Below are 21,886 nucleotides of genomic sequence, written 5' to 3'. Positions count from 1 at the left end.
CATCTGCCCACCGGATCGGCCGGTGCCGGGCTGAGTGCCCGGGTCGGCCTGAGTGGATGCCGCGTTCGGGTCGGATGCGCGGAAAAGCGTGAACGGACTTCCTTCCTGTCAAAGTTTAGGGGGTCATCCTTTGATAGATCGTGGTTCGATCAGCGAGTACCGCTCTGGACGAACTCTGCCGGGCGGACATCCTCCAGACCAAGTCCATCGAACGCGGCGCGACCGCTTACCTGGCCCGTGAAGTACTGGACCTCATCACGGTAGCGGAGCGCACGCTCGCGAGTACGAAGTTCGACACCCGGGTCGCCGCACCGAACCGTGCGGCCCCGGCGCGCCCACAAGGATGACCGTCGCAACGCTGACCGTGTGACCCGCCCGGTGTCGGGACCGGAGCCGTCCTGGGCCGAATCCGCACGGGCGCGTGGACGAGGCCGGTTTGGAACACTGACGTGTGACGGCGGCCCGGTGTGTCCTCCGCACCCGTTGCCGACGCGGGAAGCGGTAGTTTGCCGTGATGAGCGATCATCGTGATGTCGGCCCCGGCCCAGTCCCCGGGGCCGGGTTCGGGCCGTTCGGTGTGGCCCTCCAGTCCTCCCGGCGCCGACCGCGCCGACAGGAGACCGCCACCTACCGGGTGCGGGTGGAGATCTCCGGAACCAAGCCACCGGTGTGGCGCAGGCTGGACCTGGACTCGGACCTGTTCCTCGACGAAGTGCACGAAATCCTCCAGGCGGCATTCGGCTGGGAGGACTACCACCTGCACGGGTTCGCCAGCGGCCCGTCGTACTACAACCCTGAGTCCGAGCACTACCCGTCGCGGTTCGAGGTGGAGCAGGGTAAGCGCGGTGTCCCCGAGAAACAGGTGCGGCTGGACGAGGTGCTGGCCCAGAAGGGGGACCGGCTCGTCTACCTGTACGACTTCGGCGACGACTGGGAGCACCTGCTCACCCTCAAAGCCGTCCTCCCCAGGGACGGGGACGGGCCGCGGGCGCTGTGCACCGCCGGGCGCAGGCCCGCGCCGCCCGAGGGCTGCGGCGGCGTACCCGGGTACGAGCTCCTCTGCGCCGCCACCGACCCGGAGCACCCGCAGCAGGCCGAGGCGCTGGCCGAGCACCGGTATTTCTTCGGGCAGGCCCCGGACGGGGCTCCACTGCCGTTCGATATCGACGAGGTCAACGCGGCCCTGGCAGCGGTGGCCGGGACGCCCCAGGACGACCTGCCCCCACCGGTAGCGGAGCTGTTGGGGACGGTGCGCGACCCCCGGCTGCGGGGCCGGTTGCTGACCTTGGCATCCGAGGCGACCGCCCCCGGGAGCGGGGAACCGGACACGGTCACGGTCCGCGCGGCGGTGGGTTCCTACCTGTGGCTGCTGGACCACGTCGGCGACGACGGGGTGAAGCTGACCGGGGCCGGATACCTGCCCCCGGCCAGTGTGGAGGAGGCAGCCGGGGTGATGGACCCGGCAGGGAGGTGGATCGGCAAGTCCAACCGGGAGATCCAGACCTACCCGGTGCTGAGCCTGCGCGAGTCAGCGCAGCGTACGGGACTGCTGCGCAAGCACAAGGGGAATCTCCTGCTCACCAAGGCGGGCAAGGAGGTGCGCGGCGACCCCCGGGCGTTGTGGGACCACTTGGCCGCGCGCATGCCGCTTGAGCCGAAGCAGAACGGCGAGAAACTGGGGTGTCTGCTGGCGTTGCTTGCGGTGGCGGCCGGGAGCCGGGACGTACCCGCTGAGGTCGCCGCGCTGATGACCGGCCTGGGGTGGCGGGTCGGGGACGGTGAACCGATGGACGAGTGGGCGGCCCGGGACGCCATGCAGGAGGTGTGGGTCGTGCTGGACGCCCTGGGCGGCTGGCCGAACGCCCGGTTCGGACGGAAGCCCACGCCGACCGCTCAGGGTACGGCCTTCGCCCGCGCGGCCCTGTGGGGCCCGGCCTGACCGCTGATCCGCGCCGTGGAAGACGTCCGCGGTAGACGTCCCCGCCGTCAACAACACGGCACTCCCGTCAGCGGTGCTCATCACCGGAGCCTGATCCGCCCGCGCCGCCGACCTAGCGGTGGTCGCGGCACCCTGCCCTTGGGGAGGTTGCGGCCACCGCGTCGTTTTCCAAGCAGGAACAGGCAGGCGCGGGGCGAAGAACGAGCATTGACAAACATTCTTGTCAAGGTGATTATTTCAACATGAGAGATGTCGGTGTGATTGACGATGCGGCGGTAGCGCAGGTGGCGGTCGACCCGGTTCGCGGTCGGTTGTTGGCGGCGCTGCGCGAACCGATGTCGGCCGCCTCCTTGGCCCAGCTGTCGGGGATGTCGCGGCAGAAGGTGAACTACCACCTGCGGACCTTGGAGTCGCATGGGCTTGTGCGACTGGCGGGCACGAGGAAGTGGGGCGGCCTGACCGAACGTGAGTTGGTAGCGACGGCGTCCTCGTTCGTCATCTCCCCGAACGCGCTGGGGCCGGTGGCCGCCGATCCCGAACGCAGCAGGGACCACCGGTCGGCGAGTTATCTGGTCGCCCTGGCGGCCAGGGCAGTGCGCGAGGTCGGTGATCTTCTGCGCAAAGCCGGTCAGGCCGGTCAGCATCTGGCCACGTTGTCGGTCGACACCGTCATCCGTTTCAGGTCCGCCCAGGAGCGTGCAGCGTTCACCAGTGAGCTGACCGAGGAGATCAACCGCCTGGTGGCGAAGTACCACGACGCATCAGCACCAGAAGGGCGCGCACACCGTCTGGTGCTGATGGCTCATCCACTCCCCGTCCCCGAGAGCGAAGCCACGGGAGCGGCCGGAGAGCAGGAAGGCACACGGGAAAGGACCTCGTGATGGTCGAGAGGGACGAGAACGGTCGGCGGCACATCGGCACGGAGATCGAGGTGCAGGGGACACCAGAGGAAGTATGGCGGGCGATCGCCACCAGTGACGGCATTTCCTCCTGGTTCTACCGCAGCCGGGTCGACGGGCAGGTCGGCGGCGCCGCAGAGTGCGATTTCGGTCCGGGAATGGAAGCCCGCGAAAGGATCACCGAGTGGAATCCGCCGAGGAGATACACGTCCGAGCCCGAAGCCGAAGCCAGCGCTGACGAGGAGGCGGTGGCCGGTGCCTCCGGCAGTACCGCCCCGCCGAGGGACATGGCGACAGAGTGGATAGTCGAATCGCGCGGAGGCGGGGCCTGCGTCGTGCGGGTCGTGCACAGCTGGTTCGCCGACTCCGATGACTGGGATGGGCAATTCGAGGGCCACGTCTACGGATGGGCCGCATCCTTCTTCCCCATGCTGCGCCTGTACCTCAACTCCTTCAACGGCCAGCCGTGTGCTCCGTTCCAGTTCACCCTGATCAGCCCGCACTCCGGTCCTCGAAGCATGGGAACGATCAAGGACGCTCTGGGCATCGACACGACCTCCGGTCGATTCGCATCCCGGGGTTCTGCCCCGACCCTGTCCGGACAGGTGGAGAACCTGGAGGTCACCGACCCGGAAGTGCTGGCCCAGCGTGAGCGCTCCCCGCACGTGGCAGCGGCCCTGGAAGCGATGGGGGCAGAGGACGCCGACCTACTGCTGCGGGTGGAGCATCCCGCGCCGGGGCTCGCCTACATCTCCAGCACGCCGATGGGTGAACAAGCCATGGTGTCCATCCGCATCCACCTCTTCGGCGACGGAAACACCCGTATCGCTGCCCGAGCTGAGCGGGAATGGGACGACTGGCTCACCGAGCAGTTCCCCTCACCCGCCTCTTCATCCGAGCCGTCAGCGGTCGGTTCGTGAATCCATCGGAAAAGAGGAATACAACCATGAAGAGCACGGACATTTCAACAATGGAGTTCGGGCCCGTCTATCCGCTCTACATCGCCAAGGCAGAACGTAAAGGGCGAACCAGGGCTGAGGTCGATCAGATCATCCGCTGGCTGACCGGTTACAGTGACGAGGACATCGCGGCCCAGGTCGAAAAGCAGGTCGACTTCGCCACGTTCTTTGCCGAAGCACCAGAACTGAATCCGGCACGATCGCTGATCACGGGTGTCGTGTGCGGCGTCCGCGTCCAGGACATCGAGGATGCGACGACGCGAGAGGTTCGCTACCTGGACAAACTGATCGATGAGTTGGCCAAGGGCAAGAAGATGGAGAAAATCCTACGGGCAGGGAGCGGATGACATCCGCGCACCCCGCCATGTTGCGTCAGCGTCACGCAGAAACAAAGCCCATCCCGCGCCCCCAGGGTGACAGGCAGGGGCCTGGGGCGCGCTCGGACACCGGAGCAGAGCATGGCACGCGTTATCGGAATCGGTGGATTCTTCTTTCGAGCACGGGACCCGGACCGGCTGACCGCTTGGTATGCCCACTACCTCGACGTGGTCCCGCCGCCGGCCTCCTATGAAGCACCGGCTTGGACCCAGGCCGCTGGACCGACCGTGTTCGCTCCGTTCGGAGATGACGGCCCGAACGACCACCTCGGACCGTCCGGCTGGGGACTGAACCTGCGTGTGGACGACCTCGACGGTGTAGTCCGGCGACTCCGCGACGCCGGGATCGACGTCACCGTCGCCCCCGAAACCTATCCCAACGGACGATTCGCCTCGCTGCACGACCCGGAGCAGAACCCCGTCCAACTCTGGCAGGTTGCCGAACCACGGTGACCAGCCGTGGCCGGACGATCGTCAGGTCTCTTGACGGGCGCATCGGTGCTCGTAGCACCCGGCAACGCAAAAGCCCCTGACCTTGCGATGTTCTCGCCGGTCAGGGGCTTTCGCCTCTGGGGTGAGTGACGGGACTTGAACCCGCGACATCTTGGATCACAACCAAGTGCTCTGCCAACTGAGCTACACCCACCACGTTCGCCTGGCCTCTCGGCCCTGCGTACGTATGTCATCCTAGCGGACTTCGAGGAGTGCTTCGATCAGTTTCCAGGGGCGGACTTCTTGAGGGCCGCGTCCCTCACGGCCATGCCGTTGCCGTCGGCCACGATGTCAGCGGCGATGGCGCGGGCCGTGCCGGAGCTGTAGCCGGGCTCGGGGGCGAAGGCGGCTGCGCGGAAATACCGCAGCTCACGGATGCTTTCCGTGATGTCGGCGAGGGCGCGGTGGCCGCCCTCCTTCTCCGGGCTCGCGTAGTAGACGCGCGGCTGCCAGCGGCGCAGGAGCTCCTTGATGGAGGAAACGTCCACCATCCGGTAGTGCAGGAACTCGTCGATGCGACTCATGTCACGTGCCAGGAAGGTGCGGTCCGTGGCGATGGAGTTGCCGCAGAGGGGCGCCTTGCGCGGTTCCTTCACGTACTGCTGGATGTGCTCGAGAACGCGGTCCTCGGCCTCCTCCAGGGTCACACCCTTGTCCAGCTCGTCCAGGAGCCCCGACGTGGTGTGCATGTCCCGGACGAAGTCGCCCATGCGGTCCAGAGCGTCCTGCGGAGGCTTGATCACGACATCCACACCCTCGTCGAGGATGTTCAGGTCTCCGTCGGTGATCAGACAGGCAACTTCGACCAGTGCGTCGTTCTCGAAGTCGAGGCCCGTCATCTCGCAGTCGATCCACACCAAAGAGTCATTCATACCGGTCAGCTTAGGCGTTGTGGGACTTGTCGGAGACGACGAGAGGGGCGGCGGGTCACGAAGACCCACCGCCCCTCGTCCACGTCGGGGACCGTCGCGGCTGAGGCCTGTGCCCCTAGTCCCAGACGAACGGGTCGGACACGCCCGGGGGCTCACCGACGTCGAAGATCACGTACAGCCAGTCCCACACGTCCCAGAACTGGAGGTAGAGCAGAACCCCGAGGATGACCAGCAGGATCAGGAAGAACACGAGGCAGCCACAACCGCCGCGCTTCTTCTTCTGCGGCTGCTGGGGCGGCTGCTGACCGTACGGGCTGCCCTGGCCACCCGGGGGAGGACCGCCGGGAGGGCCTCCGTGCGGGCCACCCTGGGGGCCCCAACCGGGACCGCCGGGAGGGCCGCCGTGCGGACCACCGGGAGGCGGGGCTCCCGGGGGACCTCCGTGCGGGCCACCCGGGGGAGGACCTCCAGGGGGGCCTCCGTGCGGGCCGCCAGGGGGCGGACCACCGGGAGGACCTCCGTGGGGGGCGCCGGGGGGACCGCCGGGAGGTCCTCCCATCGGCGGTTGTCCGGGGCGCGGGCCGGGGCCGCCGGGCGGCGGACCGTACTGCTGTTGCGGGGCACCGTGGGGCGGCCCCTGGGGAGGCATCGGGGGACGCCCGCCCATCTGCGGCGGCGGGAAGCCGCCGGGCGGCGGGCCGTACTGGTGCTGGGGCGGCTGACCGGGCTGACCGGGCTGTTGGCCGGGCGGCGGGTACCCCTGCTGCTGGTAGCCGGCCGGGGGCTGGTTCGGCCCCGACGGCGGCCGCTGCGGACCGGACGGAGGATGCTGGCCGGCCGGAGGCTGCTGGCCGGGGAAGCCGCCCTGCTGCGGGCCGCCGGGAGGGCCAGCCGGGGGAGCACCCTGCGGGCCCTCGTGACCGTAGCCCTGCTGCGGCCCCGACGGGGGCTGGTTCTGGCCGGGCTGCGGTTGGCCCGGGTTCTGCGGGGTCCAACCGGCGGGCGGGGCGCCGGCCGACTGCGGGTTGTCGGCGTGCGGGCGCTCCCCGGGAGCTCCGGGGGTTCCGGGCGCGGCGGCCGGCGGAGCGGGGGCGTTCTTCTGCGCCTCCTCGACGCGTTTGCGCTCTTCCTCGGCCCGCTGCTCGGCCTCGGCCTCCCTGCGGGACTGCTCCTCCTCGCGCTTCTTCGCGGCCTCTTCCTCGGCCTGGCGGCGCTGTTCCTTGCGCTCCTCGGAGAGGTCGGCCCAGCCTTCCTTCAGGCTGCCGAGGAACTTGTTGAACTTGCCGCCCTTCTTGCTCTCGTCGTCATCCGCGCCACCCGAGAACACAGGGTCGTTGGGGTCGAAGATCGCGGTACCGCCGGGGGCTTGGTCGGCGCCGGAAGCCTGGTCGTCACCGGGGTTGAACACCGCGGTGCGGGGAGCGTCGCCGATCGCGTCGGGCTCGAAGACGGCGGTACCGGGGGTGTCACCGATGGCGTTGGGATCGAAGACGGCCGTGCGGGGGGCGTCGCCGATGTTGTCGCCGCTGAGGTCGGCAGTGGGCAGCTCGTCGTCGCCCTGGTCGGCTCCGGGGGCGGAGTCGCCCGAACCGGGCAGGTCGGCGTCGCCCACCCGCATGGTCGCGCCGACGTCGGCGAGGTCCGCGGTCGGTTCCTCGTCCTCGGAGTCCGGACCCTGACCAGCGCCCGGTCCCTGAGCCTGCTGGCCCTGTCCCGGGCCCTGCTGGCCCTGTCCCTGGCCCCAGGAGGGGCTGATGCGCATGGTGCTGGGCTCGTCGTCGACGGGCGCGGCCGGTGCCTCCGGGGCGGCAGGGGGCGCAGCGGGTGCCTGCTGGCCCGCGGACGGGCTGATGCGCATGGTGCTGGGCTCGTCGTCGCCCGCGGCAGGGGTGGGGGAGGGGGGCGAAACTTGCTGCGGGGAGTCGTCCTGGCCCCAGGAGGGGCTGATGCGCACGGTGCTGGGCTCGTCGTCGGCGGGGGCCGCCGGGGGTTCGGGCGCGGGGTCGGGGCTCGACGCCTGCTGTGCCCAGGACGGGTCGATGCGCATGGTGCTGGGCTCGTCGTCCACCGGCGCCGGGGCGGGCCCCGAGCCGCCCAGTCGGACCGTGCCCTCCTCATCGTCGTCGGAGGGGGTTCCGCCCCTGTCCTGGCCGCCCAGATAGGTGGTGGCGGGCTCCTCTTCGGAGCCCTCGGCGGCGCCCTGGAGTTCGCTCAGTGAACGGGTATGCCGCGTCCACTCGTCACCGTTCCACCATCTGAGCGTCTGCGCGTCGCCCTGCGGGTCCGCGTACCAACCCGGCTCGATAGATCCACCCATGGCGGACAGACTAAGGGGTTTGGGAGCTGTACTTAACCAGTGGTATCCGATTCTCCACGATGGTGCGGAATTGGTAGGTTCATCCCTCCCAATACGTGCTCAAGTAATGACGGACGGTTGCGGCTTGGGCTGCTCCGAGACGGCCCGAGGCAGGGCGTCCATCGGTACCGTCGCCCGCCTCCCTGCGGACAGGACGTGCTCGGGATCCACCCGGCCAGGAGCGGTCGAGAGCGACCCCGGAACCTGGTCGTGCCCGAAGTGCCCGCCGCGGGACCACGCCCGGGCGGCCTCCTCCGCTCCCAGCGGCCGGTCGCCCCGCAGGCCGGGCCGCCCGCCGGGCCACCTCCTCGGCACACCCCAGGACTCCAGCCACTCCAGGACCGGTTTCAGCCCGGTCAGCGGACCGTCGGTGAACGGTTCCGCCTCCGTCGCGACCACGGCCACCACGAGGCACACCCGACCCTCGTCGCCGTGGTCCAGGTACTGCCCGCCCATCGACGTGTTGCCCAGAGCGATCCCGCTCCTGCGCGTGGCGGCCAGGATCTGCGCCACCTCACCGGTCAGCGGGTTCCACACCAGGTGCGCGGTCCTGCCCTCGTGGACCAGCCGACGCGCCTCCTTGTCGGCCGACCACTTGTGCGGATCCGCTCCGGTCACCGTCCAGACAGCGCGCGGGGCGCCCACCCCGGCGGCGGTTCTGGTGCCTCCTCCGTCGACCCTCTCGGCTCCGGGCATCCACGCCTTCGCCATGGCACTCCCCAATCCGGTCGCACCGGTTAGCAAGCCTGCGGATCCGGGGCGGAAAGCACGGCATGGGCCCGGATCCCGGTCCTTCCCGTGGTACGCCACCCCGGGAGAGAAGTCCATAGCCCGTGGGCCGGTGGATAGGTTCATGTCACCTTCTGTTCCACTCGAACCAGCGGGGCCGGCCGTGCGGCCGTTCCCGGGCAAGGGTGCCCGGCCCGGGTCGCCGTTCCCACGGGCCCCGCCGATCCCCCGCCCCTGGTGCCGACACGACCGGGCCGCGGCGTACGGCCACGGCCCGGTCGGCCCGCGTGGGCCCGGGGCAGTCCCCCGGGCCCGCGCTACCTCTGCATCTCTGCGCTGGTTCCCTTCTCCCTCAGCTACTCGTCGTCGTCCTCCGCGATGCGCAGGGAGAAGGCCTGCAGGAAGATGTCACCGATCTCGCTCGGGTCCTCGGTCATGTACGCGGCGCCGCCGGTGGCCGCCGCGATCTCCTGGAGCGGCTCCAGGTGCTGAACCTCCGGGCCGAAGGCGATCGTGATGATGGGGATGGGCCGGGACGGGTTGGCGAGCGAGTCGAGCTCGTCCATCAGCTCGTCCAGCTCCATGCCGCCCGGGTTGTCGTTGTCCCCGTCGGTGAGCATCAGGACCACGTTGGTCCGGTCCGGCTGGTAGTTGCGGGACATCTCCTCATAGGCGGCCAGGTACGTCTCGTACAGCGCCGTGTCGCCCGTCGGCAGCGGTTCCATGTCCGAGAGCGCCGCACCGATGGCGTCGCGGTGCTCGTTGCCCGCCTCGTCGGTGGCCTGCAACTCCCGCATCGGGACGACCTCTTGGTGGTGCATGTCGTCGTTGACGTTGGTCGAGAACTCCCACAGGCCCAGCTCGGAGGTGTCGGAGAACATCTCCAGACCCTCAGCGGAGGCTGCCCCGGCCACCTCCATGCGGGTCAGCCCGGTGCCGGGCACCTCGGCCAGCATCGACCCGGAGATGTCCATGATCGTCAGCACCCGGGAGTCCATCTTCAGTTGGTTCCAGGAACGGGTCAGGTCGGCGATCGAGCTCTCCGAGGGCGCGGGGAGCTCTGCCGGCTCACCGCCCTGGAAACCGGCCTCCTCGGCCAGCACGTTGTCGTTGAGCTCGCCCTCGGGGCCGCGGAAGCCCTCGTCGAGAAAGCGGTCGGCGGCCTCGGCGGAACGCACCTCGCTGCGGAACACCTCGGCCGCGCGGGTGACCTCGGTGTCCTCGCTGCGCACGATGTACGGGTAGTCGAGGAAGTAGGTGCCGTCGTCCAGGTAGCTGGGCTGGGCGGCCGCCTCGGAGTGTTCCGTGTTGTAGCGCCACACGGCCTGTTCGGACATCACCATCACGGGAGGCGACTCGGCGCTGCCGCCGCTCAGCGCCAGGAACGCCGCGTCCTCGTCGGCGGAGGCTCCCTGGTGCAGGGTCTGTAGCGCGGCGGTCATGTGCGCGTTGAAGGTGTCGGCGTCGGACGTCGACTCCTCCAAGGCACCGTGGAGCAGGTAGAGGGTTCCGAGGCCGCTCGAACTGCGGGCCGGGTCCACCACGCGGACCGTGCGGTCCGACTCCTCACCGGGCGCGCCCGTGGGGACCACGTCCATCCAGGTGGTCTCACCGTCGTCAGCCTCTGCGTGTTCGGCGAGCTCGGCGAGCACCAGGGGGCTGCGGGCCAGCGACGTACCGGTCTCGGTGATGACGGCCTCACCGGCCTGGTTCTGGACCAGGCGCGGCCACACGGAGGAGTCCGGGATCCACACGTCGGACTCGGTGTCGCCCATGGTGGCGCCCGAACCGGTGATGCCGTAGGCGACGTTGGCGGAGTCGACCTGGCGCACGTCGGCGCGCACGCAGCTGCCGTCGACCTCGTGCTCCTCGGCGTTGAAATCGCTGGCGACGTCGGTCAGCACGGGACCCATTTCGGGGCTGACCGCGATGTCCAGTTCGATGTCGGAGCCACCGCAGCCGTCGGTCTGACCGAACATGTACACGCCCGCAACGGCGAGTCCGACCACGATCACCATCGCGGCGGCCAGGGCAGCTATAGCTCCGCCGCGACCGCGGCGGCGTCTGCTCCGGCCGGAGGGTTCTTCTGCGTATTTTCCGCGGTGACGTCCCACAGCATTCCTCACGGGGTGGCGTACGGACGAAGTGTCGTACAGGGGGATGAGTTGGTACAGGGGTGTGCGGTACGGGCCGTGCCGTACGTACCGGTTCGACTCCGATGTGAGCCGACCGCGCGCGTGTTACTGGTGGGAACGGTACTCAACACCCCAAGCTTCGTGAATGGGACCCGGGCCGGAGGGGTGCGGGCAGTACTCGGGAGGGTGCGGCCGGCTCCGTCGCGGAGTACCGGTCACCTTGGGATATTCGGCCAGTCCCGGGTGGGGGAGGGCCGCGGAACCGGTCGGTCCGAAATGCCATTCCGATACCGAATCGAGACCGTTCGGATCCAAACAGTGTTCGATTTTTACTTGAGAAGGGCTGCCGGTCCAGCCCGGCGGCGGCGCCCCCACACAGACATCAGTGACCCGGCACGCACATCAGCGGTTCCGCAGAAGCACCAGCACCCCCCCGCAGACATCAGTTGTCGCAGTTGGGCACGCACAGGCGGCGCGAGATCGAACTGAGGAAGAAGTCCCCGATCTCCTCCGGGTCCTCCGCCACGAAGGACGAACCGCTGGTGGCCGCCGCGATCTGGTTCAGCTCGGTCTCGTCCGCCTCGTTGCCGAACCCGATGATGAACATGGTGACCGGGCGTTCGGGATCGAACCGGTCCTGCAGGGCCGCGACCAGCTCCTCGTGGGAGATGTCGCTGGACCCCTCGTCCTGGCCCGCGGTCAGCAGGATGACGCTGTTGATCTTGTCCTCGTCGAACTCGTCCTGGACCTCGTCGTAGGCGGCCAGGATGTTGTCGTACAGCCGGGACTCGCCGCCCGCGACCTCCAGTTCCTCGGCCACCTCGACCAGCGACTGGCGGCGGGTGACCTCGCTGTCGTCCGCGGCGCCCAGCGGGTGCATGGCCGCTGCGGGGTCGCGGCCGTCCTCCCCGTGCTCCTCCGACATCAGCCACAGGCCCATGTCGGTCTCGTCCGGGAACATCGACAGGCCCAGCAGGGCGGCCTCCCGGGCGACCTCGATCCGCTCCGGGCCGCCGTTGAGGTCCAGCGACATGTTGGCCGAGGTGTCGGCCAGCACCAGGGTGCGGCTGGCCATCGACAGCCGGTTCCAGTCAGTGACCGAGGCCAGCAGGGCGTCGCCGGTGAGGTCGTCGTGGGTCTCGGGGGGATCGGCGATGATCCCGGCCTGGGCGGCCAGCGCCGACGACGCCTCCCCGTCGGGGTCGCGGAAGCCCAGTTCGCGCAGGCGTTCCCGGTAGGCGTCTGCGTTGACCACCTCGTACAGGTCGGCCGCGGCCGACTGGAGCGCGGAATCCTCGGCGGTGGTCACGTACGGGTAGTCGAGGTCGACCGTGCCCTCCTCGACGTAGTGCGCCTGGAGTTCGGGCGCCGCCTCGGCCCGGTTGCCGTTGTAGTCCACCACGGCCTGCTCCGGGACGGCGATGACCGGGTCCGCCTGGCCCTCCGCGGCGGCCGAACCGGTGAAGACGTTGGTCAGGTCGATCTCGCCGAACGCGCTGTCCATCTGCACGTCGCGGACGAAGTCGGTCATGGCGGTGTCCGCGTCGTCGCCGGTACCCAGGTGGTCCCGGATCGCGTGCATCACCGTCATGCCGTCGGCCCCGCGGTTGGGGTCGACCATCACCACGGGGCGGTCGGGGTCGCGTTCGTCGGGAAGGAGCATGGGCCACTCGGCCCCGTCCTGGTCGGGCATCCCCTCCGTGTCCGGCGGCGCGGCGAGCACGACCGGGGAGCTCGCGAGGGAGGGCGGGTCGGTCTCGATTTCGTGCGCGCCGCCGTCGGAGACCCGGGCCAGCTCCACCCAGGCGGAGGACTCGGGCACCCACACGTGCGGGGCGATGGTGGAGTCGCCGGGCTGGCCGCCGGTCAGAGCGGTCATGATCCGGTGCGGCGCGATCTCGTCGACCTGGGCGTACACGCACTCCCCGCCGTAACTGGGGCGGTCCTCGTTGAACTCGGTCGCGGCCTCGCGCATCACGGGCGCGACGCTCTGCGTGGTCGACACGCGCAGATAGCGGGTGTCGCCGCAACCGAGGGCGTTCAGACCGACCGGGACGGCGATCGCGGTCACGGCGATGAGAGCCACGACGATCGCGGTGATCCCCAGCGGCGACCGCACCACCTTGCGGGTGCTGGTGACGGCTGGGGAGGGAAGACGGTGGCGTCCAGTGGACACGGATACTCCGGGGGTGTGACTGTCTCCGGCGCCCGGGTGCGGGGCCTCCCGGGACCGGTGTTCAAGGGCGGCCGCGGGGTGCGGCGCCCTGCCCCCGCGGCGGGAAGTCGGTGAACCATCACGCGACGGAGGGCATCACACAAGGAGAATGTGATCGACCAGCCGTGCGACGCGAACGATTCCTCAACAGGACCTTACTCGTTGGTAATGGGCGAGTGGAAGGGGAGGGGTGCTCTGGCTCACAGGGTGATACACGGGGTGGCCCACGGGTGATATGCCGGGGGTCCGGTGATCGCTTTGTTACGGTGCACGTCGAGTACCACCATTCGCCCCCCGCTACCATTGGCCCCCGGTATTCGCTTGACCGTTACTTGGCGTCCGCTTGACGGAAGCCCCCCGACTCACGGGCCCCGCGCCGTGGCCGCGCCCGTGACCAACCGAGCCCCGAGGGTTTTTGGTATGTCCCATTCGCACAGTGACCGACGGAGCCGAAGCAGTCTCGGCACCGTGCTGCTCGCCGGCGCCTGCTGCGCCGGCGCGGTGGCCTATGCCTCCTTGGTCGGTCCGTCGATGCTGCCGGCGCCGGACGTGGAGACCACCACCGCCGTTACCCCCGAGGTGATCGGAAGCGCCGCCGAAGAGACCGAGGAGGTCGACGAGCGCGGCCCGATCGGTTTTCTGCGCATCCATGTGAGCGACCGGGACCGTGCCTGGGTGCAGACCCTGAACTGCAGCGGCGACCTGTCCGAAGACCCCGACGCCTGCGCCCTGATGGCCGAGGCGGCGGAGGAGTTCGCCGGGGACCCGACCAACACCGACCCCGAAGAGGCGGATCAGGACGCTGAGCAGGGGGAGGCCGAAGCGGCCGACGAGACCGCCGGAACCGACGGGGCCGGAGAGACCGACGGGGCAAACGGATCCGACAGCGCGGACGGGACCGACGAGTCCGAGCACCTGTTCACCGAGGTGCGCGAGGGCACGGTCTGCACGGACAAGGTGTACGGCCCCCAGGAGGCCGCGATCGAGGGCAGCTGGGAAGGCGAGGAAGTCGACACCACGCTCTCCCGCCAGGGCTCCTGCGAAGAGGCCCGCTGGCAGCGCCTGAGCGCCCTCACCGAACAGCTCAGCTGACCGTTCCCTCTCCGCGACGCTCTTGCCCCTGTCTCCACTCTCGACCGTCGAGGGTGGAGCTGGGGGCAAGGTCATCGGTGGTAGGGCGGGATAATCGGGCGCATGGATGCCATCAGGGTCAGTGACCCCGCAGACCCGCGCCTCGCCGACTACACCCGGCTCCGCGACGTCAACCTGCGCCGCCACTTGGAAGCCGAGCACGGCCTGTTCATGGCCGAAGGCGACAAGGTGATCCGCAGGGCCGCCACCGCCGGGTTCGTCCCGCGCAGCTTCCTGCTCACCGAACGGCGAGCAGAGGCCCTGGACGACGTGGTCGCCGCCACCGAAGCACCCCTGTACGTGGTCAGCGAAGAGACCGCGCAGCAGCTCGTCGGGTTCGACCTGCACCGGGGCGCGCTCGCCGCCTACCACCGCAAACCGCTGCCAGCACCCGACGAGATCCTGGCCAAAGCCCGCAGCATCGTCGTGCTGGAGGACCTGGTCGACCACACCAACGTCGGCGCGATCTTCCGCAGCGCAGCCGGGCTGGGCGTGGACGCCGTCGTCCTGGCGCCGCGCTGCGCCGACCCGCTCTACCGCAGGTCGGTGAAGGTGTCGATGGGGGCGGTCTTCACCCTCCCCTACACCCGCCTAGACGACTGGTACGGCGGCCTGGACAGCCTGCGCGACGCGGGGTTCGACCTCATGGCACTCACCCCCGGCGAGGGTTCGCTGCCGCTGCGCGAGGCCATGGACCGCCTCGCCCCCGACGCCAAGGTGGGTCTGCTGCTCGGCACAGAGGGCGACGGCCTGTCCGCCCGCTGGCTGGAGCGGGCCACCTCCCGCGTGCACATCCCGATGGCCGACCGCGACGTCGACTCCCTCAACGTGACCGCCGCCGCAGCCGTCGCCTGCTACGAGCTCTCCAGGTTCGGTGCCGGTCCGGGTGCCGACCCCCGGAGGGGCACGGACTGAACCCGCACGTCACCCCGTGTGCACGGGTGTGCCGACCGGCCTGAACCGGCACGCCGCCCGGGCCGACCTGCGGGTCACCCGGGCCGCGCCGAGACCGTAGTGTGGCGCATGACACGGACAGAGTAGAAGGAGGACGCACGACATGGGCGGCCGAACACTGGTGCAGTGGGAGCAGAACAGGGACAACGCGCCCGATTCACTCCACGTCGAGCTCTACGCCGGGGGGCGGGCGCCGAGCGAGGGACTGGAGGACGTCACCTTCTACCAAGTGCCCTACGCGCCCTCCACCCAGAGCGTGGACGAGCGGTTGGACATCATCGGTCAGATGCCCGCGCTCCAAGTGCTCCAGCTGGTCTCGGCCGGGTACGAACAGGTCCTCGGCCTCCTCCCGGACCACGTCACCCTGTGCAACGGCCGCGGGCTGCACGACGCCAGCACCGCCGAACACGCACTCGCGCTCATGCTCGCCGCGCAGCGCGACCTGCCCCGGTGGGCGATCGACCAGCGCGACCACCGCTGGGGTTCGGTACCGCAGCGCTCACTGGCCGACTCCCGGGTGATGATCATCGGGTACGGGAGCATCGGCGCGGCCATCGAGCGGCGCCTTCTGCCCTTCGAGACCGAGGTGGTCCGCGTGGCCAGCCGCGCCCGCCCGGAGGAGGACGTGCACGGCGTCAACGAACTGCACGTCCTGCTGCCCGACGTGGACATCGTCGTCCTGGTCACCCCGCTCACCGAGGACACCCGGGGCCTGTTCGGCGCGCACGAGCTCGCGCTGCTGCGTGACGACGCCCTCGTGGTGAACATCGGCCGCGGCGCGGTCCTGGACACCCGGGCACTGCTCGCCCAGAACGGCCGCGTCCGCGCCGCCCTGGACGTCACCGACCCCGAACCGCTGCCCGTCGACCACCCGCTGTGGGAGGCGCCCGGCGTCTACCTCACCCCGCACGTGGCGGGCGGTTCGGCGGCCTTCTACCCGCGCGCCCGAGCCTTCATGGACACCCAGCTCTCCCGCTGGGCCGCCGGGGAGCCGCTGGCCAACGTGGTCCGTCCCGGGAACGCCGGAACCTAGCCCCCTGGGCACCGAAACGGCTCTGACCCCCGGTGATCTTGCTACCAGTAGCAATTTCGGCGCCGATTTCGCCTCTGGTAGCAAGATCACGGTTGTTCAGGGGCTGGTGGGACGTCCGTTTGTCACCTCCGCGGGACACACTGGTGGTATGCGGATCGCGGTGGTCGCCGACGGTGACGGCGGGGGGTGGCTCAGGGAACTCGACGGAGGTTCCCCCGCCGCCCCTGCCCGCGGCGCGGATGGCCCCGTCCGCGGCGTGGACGACCTCGCCGCGTCGGTACGCGAGGTCGAGCGCTCCCGGGGGGAACCCGTCCGCTGGGTCTGGGCGGCCACCGAAGACATCTACCCCGACCTCGTCCGGGCCGGGGTCCGGGTGGCGCGGTGCCACGACACCGCACTGACCGAGGCGCTCCTGCTCGGGTACGGGGCCCGGCACTCCGAACCCCACTCCCTCGGCGCCGCCTGGGCCAGGCTCCACCACCTACCGGTCCCCGCCGACCCCGTGCGGCCCCTCGGCGAGGGCACCGCGGCGCAGCCCGCCCTGTTCGAGGCCGACCGCTCCACCCTGCCGCCCGGCACGGACCGGCTCGCCGCCCTGGTGGAGGTCCACGCCGACCAGCGCAAACGCATCGCCGAGCTGCCCGAGCCGGGCCGGATGGCGCTCCTCGCGGCGGTGGAGTCGGCCGGGGCCCTGGCCGCGGTGGAGATGAGCCACGACGGGTTGCCCTGGCGACCGGACATCCACGACCGGGTCCTCACCGACATCCTCGGTGCGCGGCCGCGCGCGGGGGAACGGCCCCCGGTCCTGGCCGACCTGGCGGCGAGGATCGGAGAGGTGGTCGGCCACGAGGTCAACCCGGATTCGCCCGCCCAGGTCCTCAAGGCGATGGCGTGGGTCGGCCACCCGGTGGAGTCCACGCGCTCCTGGGTGCTGGAGGCCGTTGACCATCCGCTGGTGCCGCTCCTGTTGCGCTACAAGGAACTCGCCCGGCTCCACTCCGCCAACGGCTGGTCCTGGCTGGAGACCTGGGTGCGGGAACTGCCCGGGGAGAGCGGCCAGGGGCCGAGGCTGGGCCGGTTCCAGCCCGATTATGTGGTGGGCGGCGTGGTCTCGGGCCGGTGGGCGACCCGTGGCGGCGGCGCCCTCCAGATCCCCAAGTCAGTCCGCAGCGCAGTACGGGCCGACCCCGGCTGGATCCTGGTGCGCGCCGACGCCGGACAGCTCGAACCCCGCGTGCTCGCCGCCGTGTCGGGAGACAACGCCCTCGCCGCGGCCGCCGCGGAAGAGGACCTGTACGCCCGGCTGGCCGTGCACGTGGGTGACGATCGCGAGCGCGCCAAGATCGGCCTGCTCGCCGCTATGTACGGCCAGACCTCCGGCGACGCCGCACCCCTGCTCGCCACCATGCGCCGCCTCTACCCCCGCGCGCTGGAACATGTGGACGCCGCGGCCCGAGCGGGCGAGGGCGGCGGCATCGTCCGTTCCTGGCTGGGGCGCACCTCGCCCGCCCCGGGAAGCTGGGCGGACACCGCCGACACTCCGGACGGTGACCGAAGGCGCCGCGCGCACGGCCGGTTCACCCGCAACTTCGTCGTGCAGGGCACCGCGGCGGAATGGGCGCTCGTCCTCCTCGCGGCCCTCCGCCAGGAACTGCCCGCGGTGCCCGAGGGCGGCGGCATCGTCTTCTTCGTGCACGACGAAGTGGTCCTTCACGTCCCCGAAGAGCTCGCCGACGAGGTCGTCCGCGCGATCGCGCGCGCCGAAAGACGGACCCGGGAGATCCTTTTCGGAGACACCCCGGTGCGCTTTCCCCTTTCGGTTTCCGTCACTGACTGTTACGCCGAACTCTGAAGCCGGGCGCGGCCGCCACAACACCGCGATAGACGGGCAAGTGGCCGAAAGGTGGACGTCCGGTATCGGACGGCGTGGGCTTCTTGCAAACTCGCCCAGGTGCGCCCATTCTTGGACCGGAACATGTTCTAACGAAGGTCGTGTCGCCGCCGTGGTTACCCCGACCGCCGCGGTCACAGAAAGGGTGATTGTCCCCCGTGCGGAACCGTCTCACCACTTGTGCGGGTACAACGGCCGCCTTCGCGGTCGCCTTCACGGCCTTCGGGGCAGCCCCCGCCCTGGCTGACCCGGTCGTCGAGGACCGCCCACCCCTGTCCGAACAGCACTCCCCGGAGGGGGCCGCCCCGAGCGGATCCGAGCCCCGGGCCCAGGCGAACGGCATCGCACCCGGTGCGCCGGCCGAGAACGGCGCCGACGGTGACGACGTCGCCACCCCCGCCGTCGCCGACGCGGACCAACTCAACGAGGACACCTACGTCGCCCCCTTCAAGGAGGCGCGGTCGGTCGAGTACTTCGCCGTGGCGGACGAGGAGCTGCCGCGCGAGATCGTCGACGCGGTGCGCGAGATCGCCGGGGTCGAGAACGTCCTGACCGTGGACGCCGCCCGGGTCGAGGTCGACGGAGAGTCCACGTCCCTGCTCGGCGTCAACCCGTCGAGCTTCCGCAACCACGCCCCCGAGCCCTCCGCCGAGTCCGACGACATCTGGCAGGGTGTGGCCGAGGGCCAGATCGCCCTGTCCCAGGACGTCGGCACCGAACGCGAACTGGACGTCGGCGAGGAAGTCACCGTCGCGGGCGGCGACGGCGAAGTGCCCCTGGAGGTGTGGACCCACGCCACCTCCGGCATCGCCGGGATCGACGCCCTCGTGTCCCGCGACCTCGCCCGCGACCTCGGCATGCCCGAGGGCAACGGGCTCGTCGTCTCCGCACCCGACGCCGACCTGTGGGACCTGCACGACGAGCTCGAGGAGATTCTGGGCGAGGACACCTCGCTCCAGCTCGTCACCGACGCCCCCGAACCGCAGACCAGCGGCGACGCCGTGGACTCCACGGTGATCGAGCAGGTCATCGCCAACGCCGAGACCCAGCTGGGCGTGCCCTACGTCTGGGGCGGCACCACCCCCAACGTCGGCTTCGACTGCTCGGGGCTGCTCCAGTGGGCCTTCAGCGAGGCCGGGGTGTCCATTCCGCGCGTCACACACGACCAGTGGAACGCGGGCGAGCGCATCGACTACGACGACCTCCAGCGCGGCGACCTGCTGTTCTGGCGCTCGGATCCGACCGCCCCCGACTACATCTCGCACGTGGCCATCTACCTGGGCGAGGGAGAGATGCTGGAGGCGCCGCGGACCGGACTGGACGTGCGCGTCACCTCGGTGCGGACCGACAACTACGCGGGTGCGGTGCGCGTCAGCACCTGACCGAGCGGCAGCGCTTGAGCAGGCCTCAGCGCCTGACCGAGCGGCTGCGCTTGGTCCCTCAGCAACGAGGATGGGCCGTGGCGTCACCGGGGAGGTGACGACACGGCCCATCTTTCTCCTTGTCCGAAAAACCGCCGGGAGGGGAAGGCAGGCCTCGGTTAGGAGGGGGAACAGGGTCACCGCTGAGGGAGGGGGAGACAGCGGTGGCTGACCCTGTATCAGTGGTATGGAGTTGTGACAGGGTGTATCCGACCCCAAGCGGGGGTGCCCCGTCGCACAGGTCTACATAAGCAGCGACCGGACGATTTGGCAAGAGGCCCGGTCAAGTCATGCGGGACACCCCAAGGCGCCCTGGCCACGGTGCCCGAACCTCCGGGGCCTATGTGCGCTTGTGCGCTGCTCTCCCCGCTCGCGTCGCCTCGTTCGCGTCGCCCCGTGCGGGTCAGCGTCCTGCGGCGTACCCCTGGGCTCCGCGCGCGTCCGCGGCGGCACGCAGCTCGCCGCTCTCCGGATCGCGGGCCACCGCGGCCAGGCGGCCGAGCGACCACTCCGGGGAGATCCTGACGCGGTGGCCGCGCCGCTCCAGCTCCCGGATGACCTCCTCGCCCACGCTCGCCTCCACGACCAGGTCGCCGGGGATGGTCTCCCGAGGGTGGAAGGAGCTGGGGAAGGCGTTGGTGTGGAACATCGGGGAGTCCAGGGCCGCCTGCAGGTCGTCGACCCCGTTGAGGATCCGCAGCAGCGCCGTCGTCGTCCACTGGTCCTGCTGGTCGCCGCCGGGGGTGCCGATCGCCAGGACCGCCTGGCCGTCCTCCCGGGTCACGAGGGTGGGGGAGAGGGTGGTCCGGGGGCGCCGGCGCGGGGCGAGGGCGTTCGGGGAAGCGGGGTCGAGCCAGAACATCTGGGCGCGGGTGCCCAGCGGGAAGCCGAGTTCGGGGATGACGGGCGAGCTGCTGAGCCAGCCGCCGCTGGGGGTGGCCGACACCATGTTGCCGTCGGCGTCCACCACGTCCACGTGGCAGGTGTCGCCGCGCCGGTCCGCGGGATTGCCGCCGGAGGCGCCTGAGGCACCTGAGGGGTTCTGGACGGTGGGTTCTCCGGTGGTCCGGTCGCCGGGGACGTCGCCGGGCACGTACAGCGGCGGCGTGAAGGGGGCGAGACCGCTGGGGGAGCCGGGGCGCTGGTCGAGGGAGGCCCGGGCGTCGTCGACCAGTCGGGCCCGGTCGGCGGCGTAGCCGGAGCTGAGGAGCTCCTTGAGCGGGACGGCGGTGAAGTCGGGGTCGCCGTACCAGGCCTCGCGGTCGGCGAAGGCGAGTTTGCCGGCTTCGGTGAGCCGGTGCACGAAGTCAGCGCTCACCCGGTCGTTGGCTCCGGAGCGCAGATCGCCGCCGAGGCCGAGCGCCTCGGCCATCCGCAGCTTCTGGAGCATGACGGGGCCCTGCCCCCAGGGGCCGGTCTTGTGGACGGTGTGGGCGCCGTAGGTGACGCTGGCGGGGGTCTCGTAGGTGGCGCTCCAGTCAGCCATGTCCTGGGCGGTGAGGAGGGCCTGCTGCGGTTCGCCCTGGCCGCTGGGGACGGGGGAGGCGAGGAAGGCCCCGACCGCCTCGGCGACGAAGCCCTGGGACCAGGATCGGCGGGCCGCCTCGATCTGGGCCTCGCGGTCGCCGCCCGCGGCCTCGGCCTCGGAGACGATGCGGCGGTAGGTGGCGGCGAGGGCGGGGTTGCGCAGCCGCGATCCGGCGGCGGGCGCGGTGCCGTGCGGAAGGTAGAGGGCGGCCGAACCGGTCCAATGCTGTGAGAAGACCGGGCTGAGTGAGTCGATGGCGGCGGCGATCCGGTCCAGGACGGGGTAGCCGCGCTCGGCGAGGCCGATGGCGTGGTCGAGGACCTCGCGGACGGTCATGGTGCCGTGGTCGCGCAGCAGCAGCATCCAGGCGTCGAAAGAGCCGGGGACGGTCGCGGCGAGGACCCCGCTGCCGGGGATGCGGTCCATGCCGTCGAAGGCGCCGATGGTGGCGGAGGCGGGGGAGACCCCCTGACCGCAGAGCACCCGCGGGTCCTGGGCGCCGTCCCGTCCCTTGGCCTGGAAGACGATGGGGACCTCACCGCCGGGGCCGTTGAGGTGGGGTTCGACGACCTGGAGGGTGAAGCCCGCGGCGACGGCCGCGTCGAAGGCGTTGCCGCCGCGCTCCAGCAGGGACATGCCGGTCGCGCTGGCCAGCCAGTGGGTGGAGGCGACCATTCCGAAGTCGCCGCGGAGCTGGGGTCGTGTGGTGAAGCCGGGGAAGCCGGGGTAACCGGGCATGGGCTCTGGTCCTCCTGCGGGTGGGGGCTGGCGGGGTCGCCACCGGTCCGGGGTGTATCGCCGAGGTGTGGGGGTCGTGTACCGAGTGTCCTGACGAGGCATGGGAGGGTGCCACGCCAGGGTCTGCACGGGTGACATGCCAAGGCGCGGACAGGTGTCGGAGGCCGCTGCCGGTAGGCACCGGCCGGACGAGGGTGACGGTACAGCATGGGTTGGA

General features: G+C 70.5%; 17 protein-coding genes and 1 tRNA gene. 11 read left to right on the top strand and 7 right to left on the bottom strand.

The window, feature by feature from the left end; genetic code table 11:
- The first annotated feature begins 140 nt into the window (after nucleotides 1-140).
- From ACYVDG_RS20055 to ACYVDG_RS20030, 6 genes are all read left to right on the top strand, one after another.
- The gene (locus ACYVDG_RS20055) at nucleotides 141-347 is read left to right on the top strand and encodes a hypothetical protein (RefSeq protein ID WP_460755276.1); all 207 of its coding nucleotides are present in this window, start codon (nucleotides 141-143) and stop codon (nucleotides 345-347) included.
- Between the two features lie 167 nt (nucleotides 348-514).
- Nucleotides 515-1,939, top strand: coding sequence for a plasmid pRiA4b ORF-3 family protein (locus ACYVDG_RS20050; RefSeq protein WP_460755273.1), 1,425 nt, complete (start codon nucleotides 515-517; stop codon nucleotides 1,937-1,939).
- A 242-nt stretch (nucleotides 1,940-2,181) separates the two neighbouring features.
- Nucleotides 2,182-2,820, top strand: coding sequence for a helix-turn-helix domain-containing protein (locus tag ACYVDG_RS20045; protein ID WP_460755269.1), 639 nt, complete (start codon nucleotides 2,182-2,184; stop codon nucleotides 2,818-2,820).
- The gene (locus ACYVDG_RS20040) at nucleotides 2,820-3,758 is read left to right on the top strand and encodes an SRPBCC family protein (protein WP_460755266.1); all 939 of its coding nucleotides are present in this window, start codon (nucleotides 2,820-2,822) and stop codon (nucleotides 3,756-3,758) included. Before ACYVDG_RS20045 ends, ACYVDG_RS20040 begins: the two co-directional genes overlap by 1 nt.
- A 26-nt stretch (nucleotides 3,759-3,784) precedes the next feature.
- Nucleotides 3,785-4,144: a DUF2200 domain-containing protein gene (locus tag ACYVDG_RS20035; protein ID WP_460755263.1), complete on the top strand. Its 360-nt coding sequence runs from the start codon at nucleotides 3,785-3,787 to the stop codon at nucleotides 4,142-4,144.
- A gap of 111 nt (nucleotides 4,145-4,255) precedes the next feature.
- The gene (locus ACYVDG_RS20030; protein WP_460755260.1) at nucleotides 4,256-4,627 is read left to right on the top strand and encodes a VOC family protein; all 372 of its coding nucleotides are present in this window, start codon (nucleotides 4,256-4,258) and stop codon (nucleotides 4,625-4,627) included.
- A gap of 117 nt (nucleotides 4,628-4,744) precedes the next feature.
- Here the strand turns inward: ACYVDG_RS20030 and ACYVDG_RS20025 are convergent.
- The 6 genes from ACYVDG_RS20025 to ACYVDG_RS20000 form a co-directional block, all read right to left on the bottom strand.
- Nucleotides 4,745-4,820 (bottom strand) — tRNA-His (locus tag ACYVDG_RS20025).
- A 67-nt stretch (nucleotides 4,821-4,887) separates the two neighbouring features.
- Nucleotides 4,888-5,538 (bottom strand): oligoribonuclease, encoded by a 651-nt coding sequence (gene orn / locus ACYVDG_RS20020; protein WP_460755257.1) that lies wholly within the window; start codon nucleotides 5,536-5,538, stop codon nucleotides 4,888-4,890.
- 115 nt (nucleotides 5,539-5,653) lie between these two features.
- A complete protein-coding gene (locus ACYVDG_RS20015; RefSeq protein WP_460755254.1) occupies nucleotides 5,654-7,855 on the bottom strand; it encodes a DUF2510 domain-containing protein in 2,202 nt (733 codons plus the stop codon).
- 99 nt (nucleotides 7,856-7,954) lie between these two features.
- Nucleotides 7,955-8,605, bottom strand: coding sequence for a hypothetical protein (locus ACYVDG_RS20010; protein ID WP_460755251.1), 651 nt, complete (start codon nucleotides 8,603-8,605; stop codon nucleotides 7,955-7,957).
- A 374-nt stretch (nucleotides 8,606-8,979) separates the two neighbouring features.
- Nucleotides 8,980-10,737, bottom strand: coding sequence for a substrate-binding domain-containing protein (locus ACYVDG_RS20005; RefSeq protein ID WP_460755249.1), 1,758 nt, complete (start codon nucleotides 10,735-10,737; stop codon nucleotides 8,980-8,982).
- Nucleotides 10,738-11,200: 463 nt separating this feature from the next.
- Complete coding sequence (locus ACYVDG_RS20000) at nucleotides 11,201-12,934, bottom strand: substrate-binding domain-containing protein (RefSeq protein ID WP_460755244.1); 1,734 nt, start codon at nucleotides 12,932-12,934, stop codon at nucleotides 11,201-11,203.
- Nucleotides 12,935-13,393: 459 nt separating this feature from the next.
- Here ACYVDG_RS20000 and ACYVDG_RS19995 point away from each other — a divergent pair, with 459 nt between their 5' ends.
- From ACYVDG_RS19995 to ACYVDG_RS19975, 5 genes are all read left to right on the top strand, one after another.
- The gene (locus ACYVDG_RS19995; RefSeq protein ID WP_460755241.1) at nucleotides 13,394-14,065 is read left to right on the top strand and encodes a hypothetical protein; all 672 of its coding nucleotides are present in this window, start codon (nucleotides 13,394-13,396) and stop codon (nucleotides 14,063-14,065) included.
- A gap of 102 nt (nucleotides 14,066-14,167) precedes the next feature.
- Nucleotides 14,168-15,019, top strand: coding sequence for a TrmH family RNA methyltransferase (locus tag ACYVDG_RS19990; protein WP_460755237.1), 852 nt, complete (start codon nucleotides 14,168-14,170; stop codon nucleotides 15,017-15,019).
- A gap of 142 nt (nucleotides 15,020-15,161) precedes the next feature.
- Nucleotides 15,162-16,091 (top strand): 2-hydroxyacid dehydrogenase, encoded by a 930-nt coding sequence (locus tag ACYVDG_RS19985; protein ID WP_460755233.1) that lies wholly within the window; start codon nucleotides 15,162-15,164, stop codon nucleotides 16,089-16,091.
- A 148-nt stretch (nucleotides 16,092-16,239) separates the two neighbouring features.
- Nucleotides 16,240-17,943 carry a bifunctional 3'-5' exonuclease/DNA polymerase gene (locus tag ACYVDG_RS19980; protein ID WP_460755227.1) on the top strand — a complete coding sequence of 568 codons (1,704 nt, stop codon included), beginning with the start codon at nucleotides 16,240-16,242 and terminating at the stop codon, nucleotides 17,941-17,943.
- 197 nt (nucleotides 17,944-18,140) lie between these two features.
- A complete protein-coding gene (locus ACYVDG_RS19975; RefSeq protein WP_460755225.1) occupies nucleotides 18,141-19,364 on the top strand; it encodes a C40 family peptidase in 1,224 nt (407 codons plus the stop codon).
- A gap of 442 nt (nucleotides 19,365-19,806) precedes the next feature.
- On the opposite strand, the gene ACYVDG_RS19970 is transcribed toward ACYVDG_RS19975, so the two are convergent.
- Nucleotides 19,807-21,669 carry a gamma-glutamyltransferase family protein gene (locus ACYVDG_RS19970; protein WP_460755220.1) on the bottom strand — a complete coding sequence of 621 codons (1,863 nt, stop codon included), beginning with the start codon at nucleotides 21,667-21,669 and terminating at the stop codon, nucleotides 19,807-19,809.
- Between the last annotated feature and the right edge of the window lie 217 nt (nucleotides 21,670-21,886).

The organism is Nocardiopsis oceani (assembly GCF_054777395.1).
The sequence above is the reverse complement of the archived record's forward strand: the minus strand, read 5'-3'. Positions and strand labels throughout refer to the sequence as shown.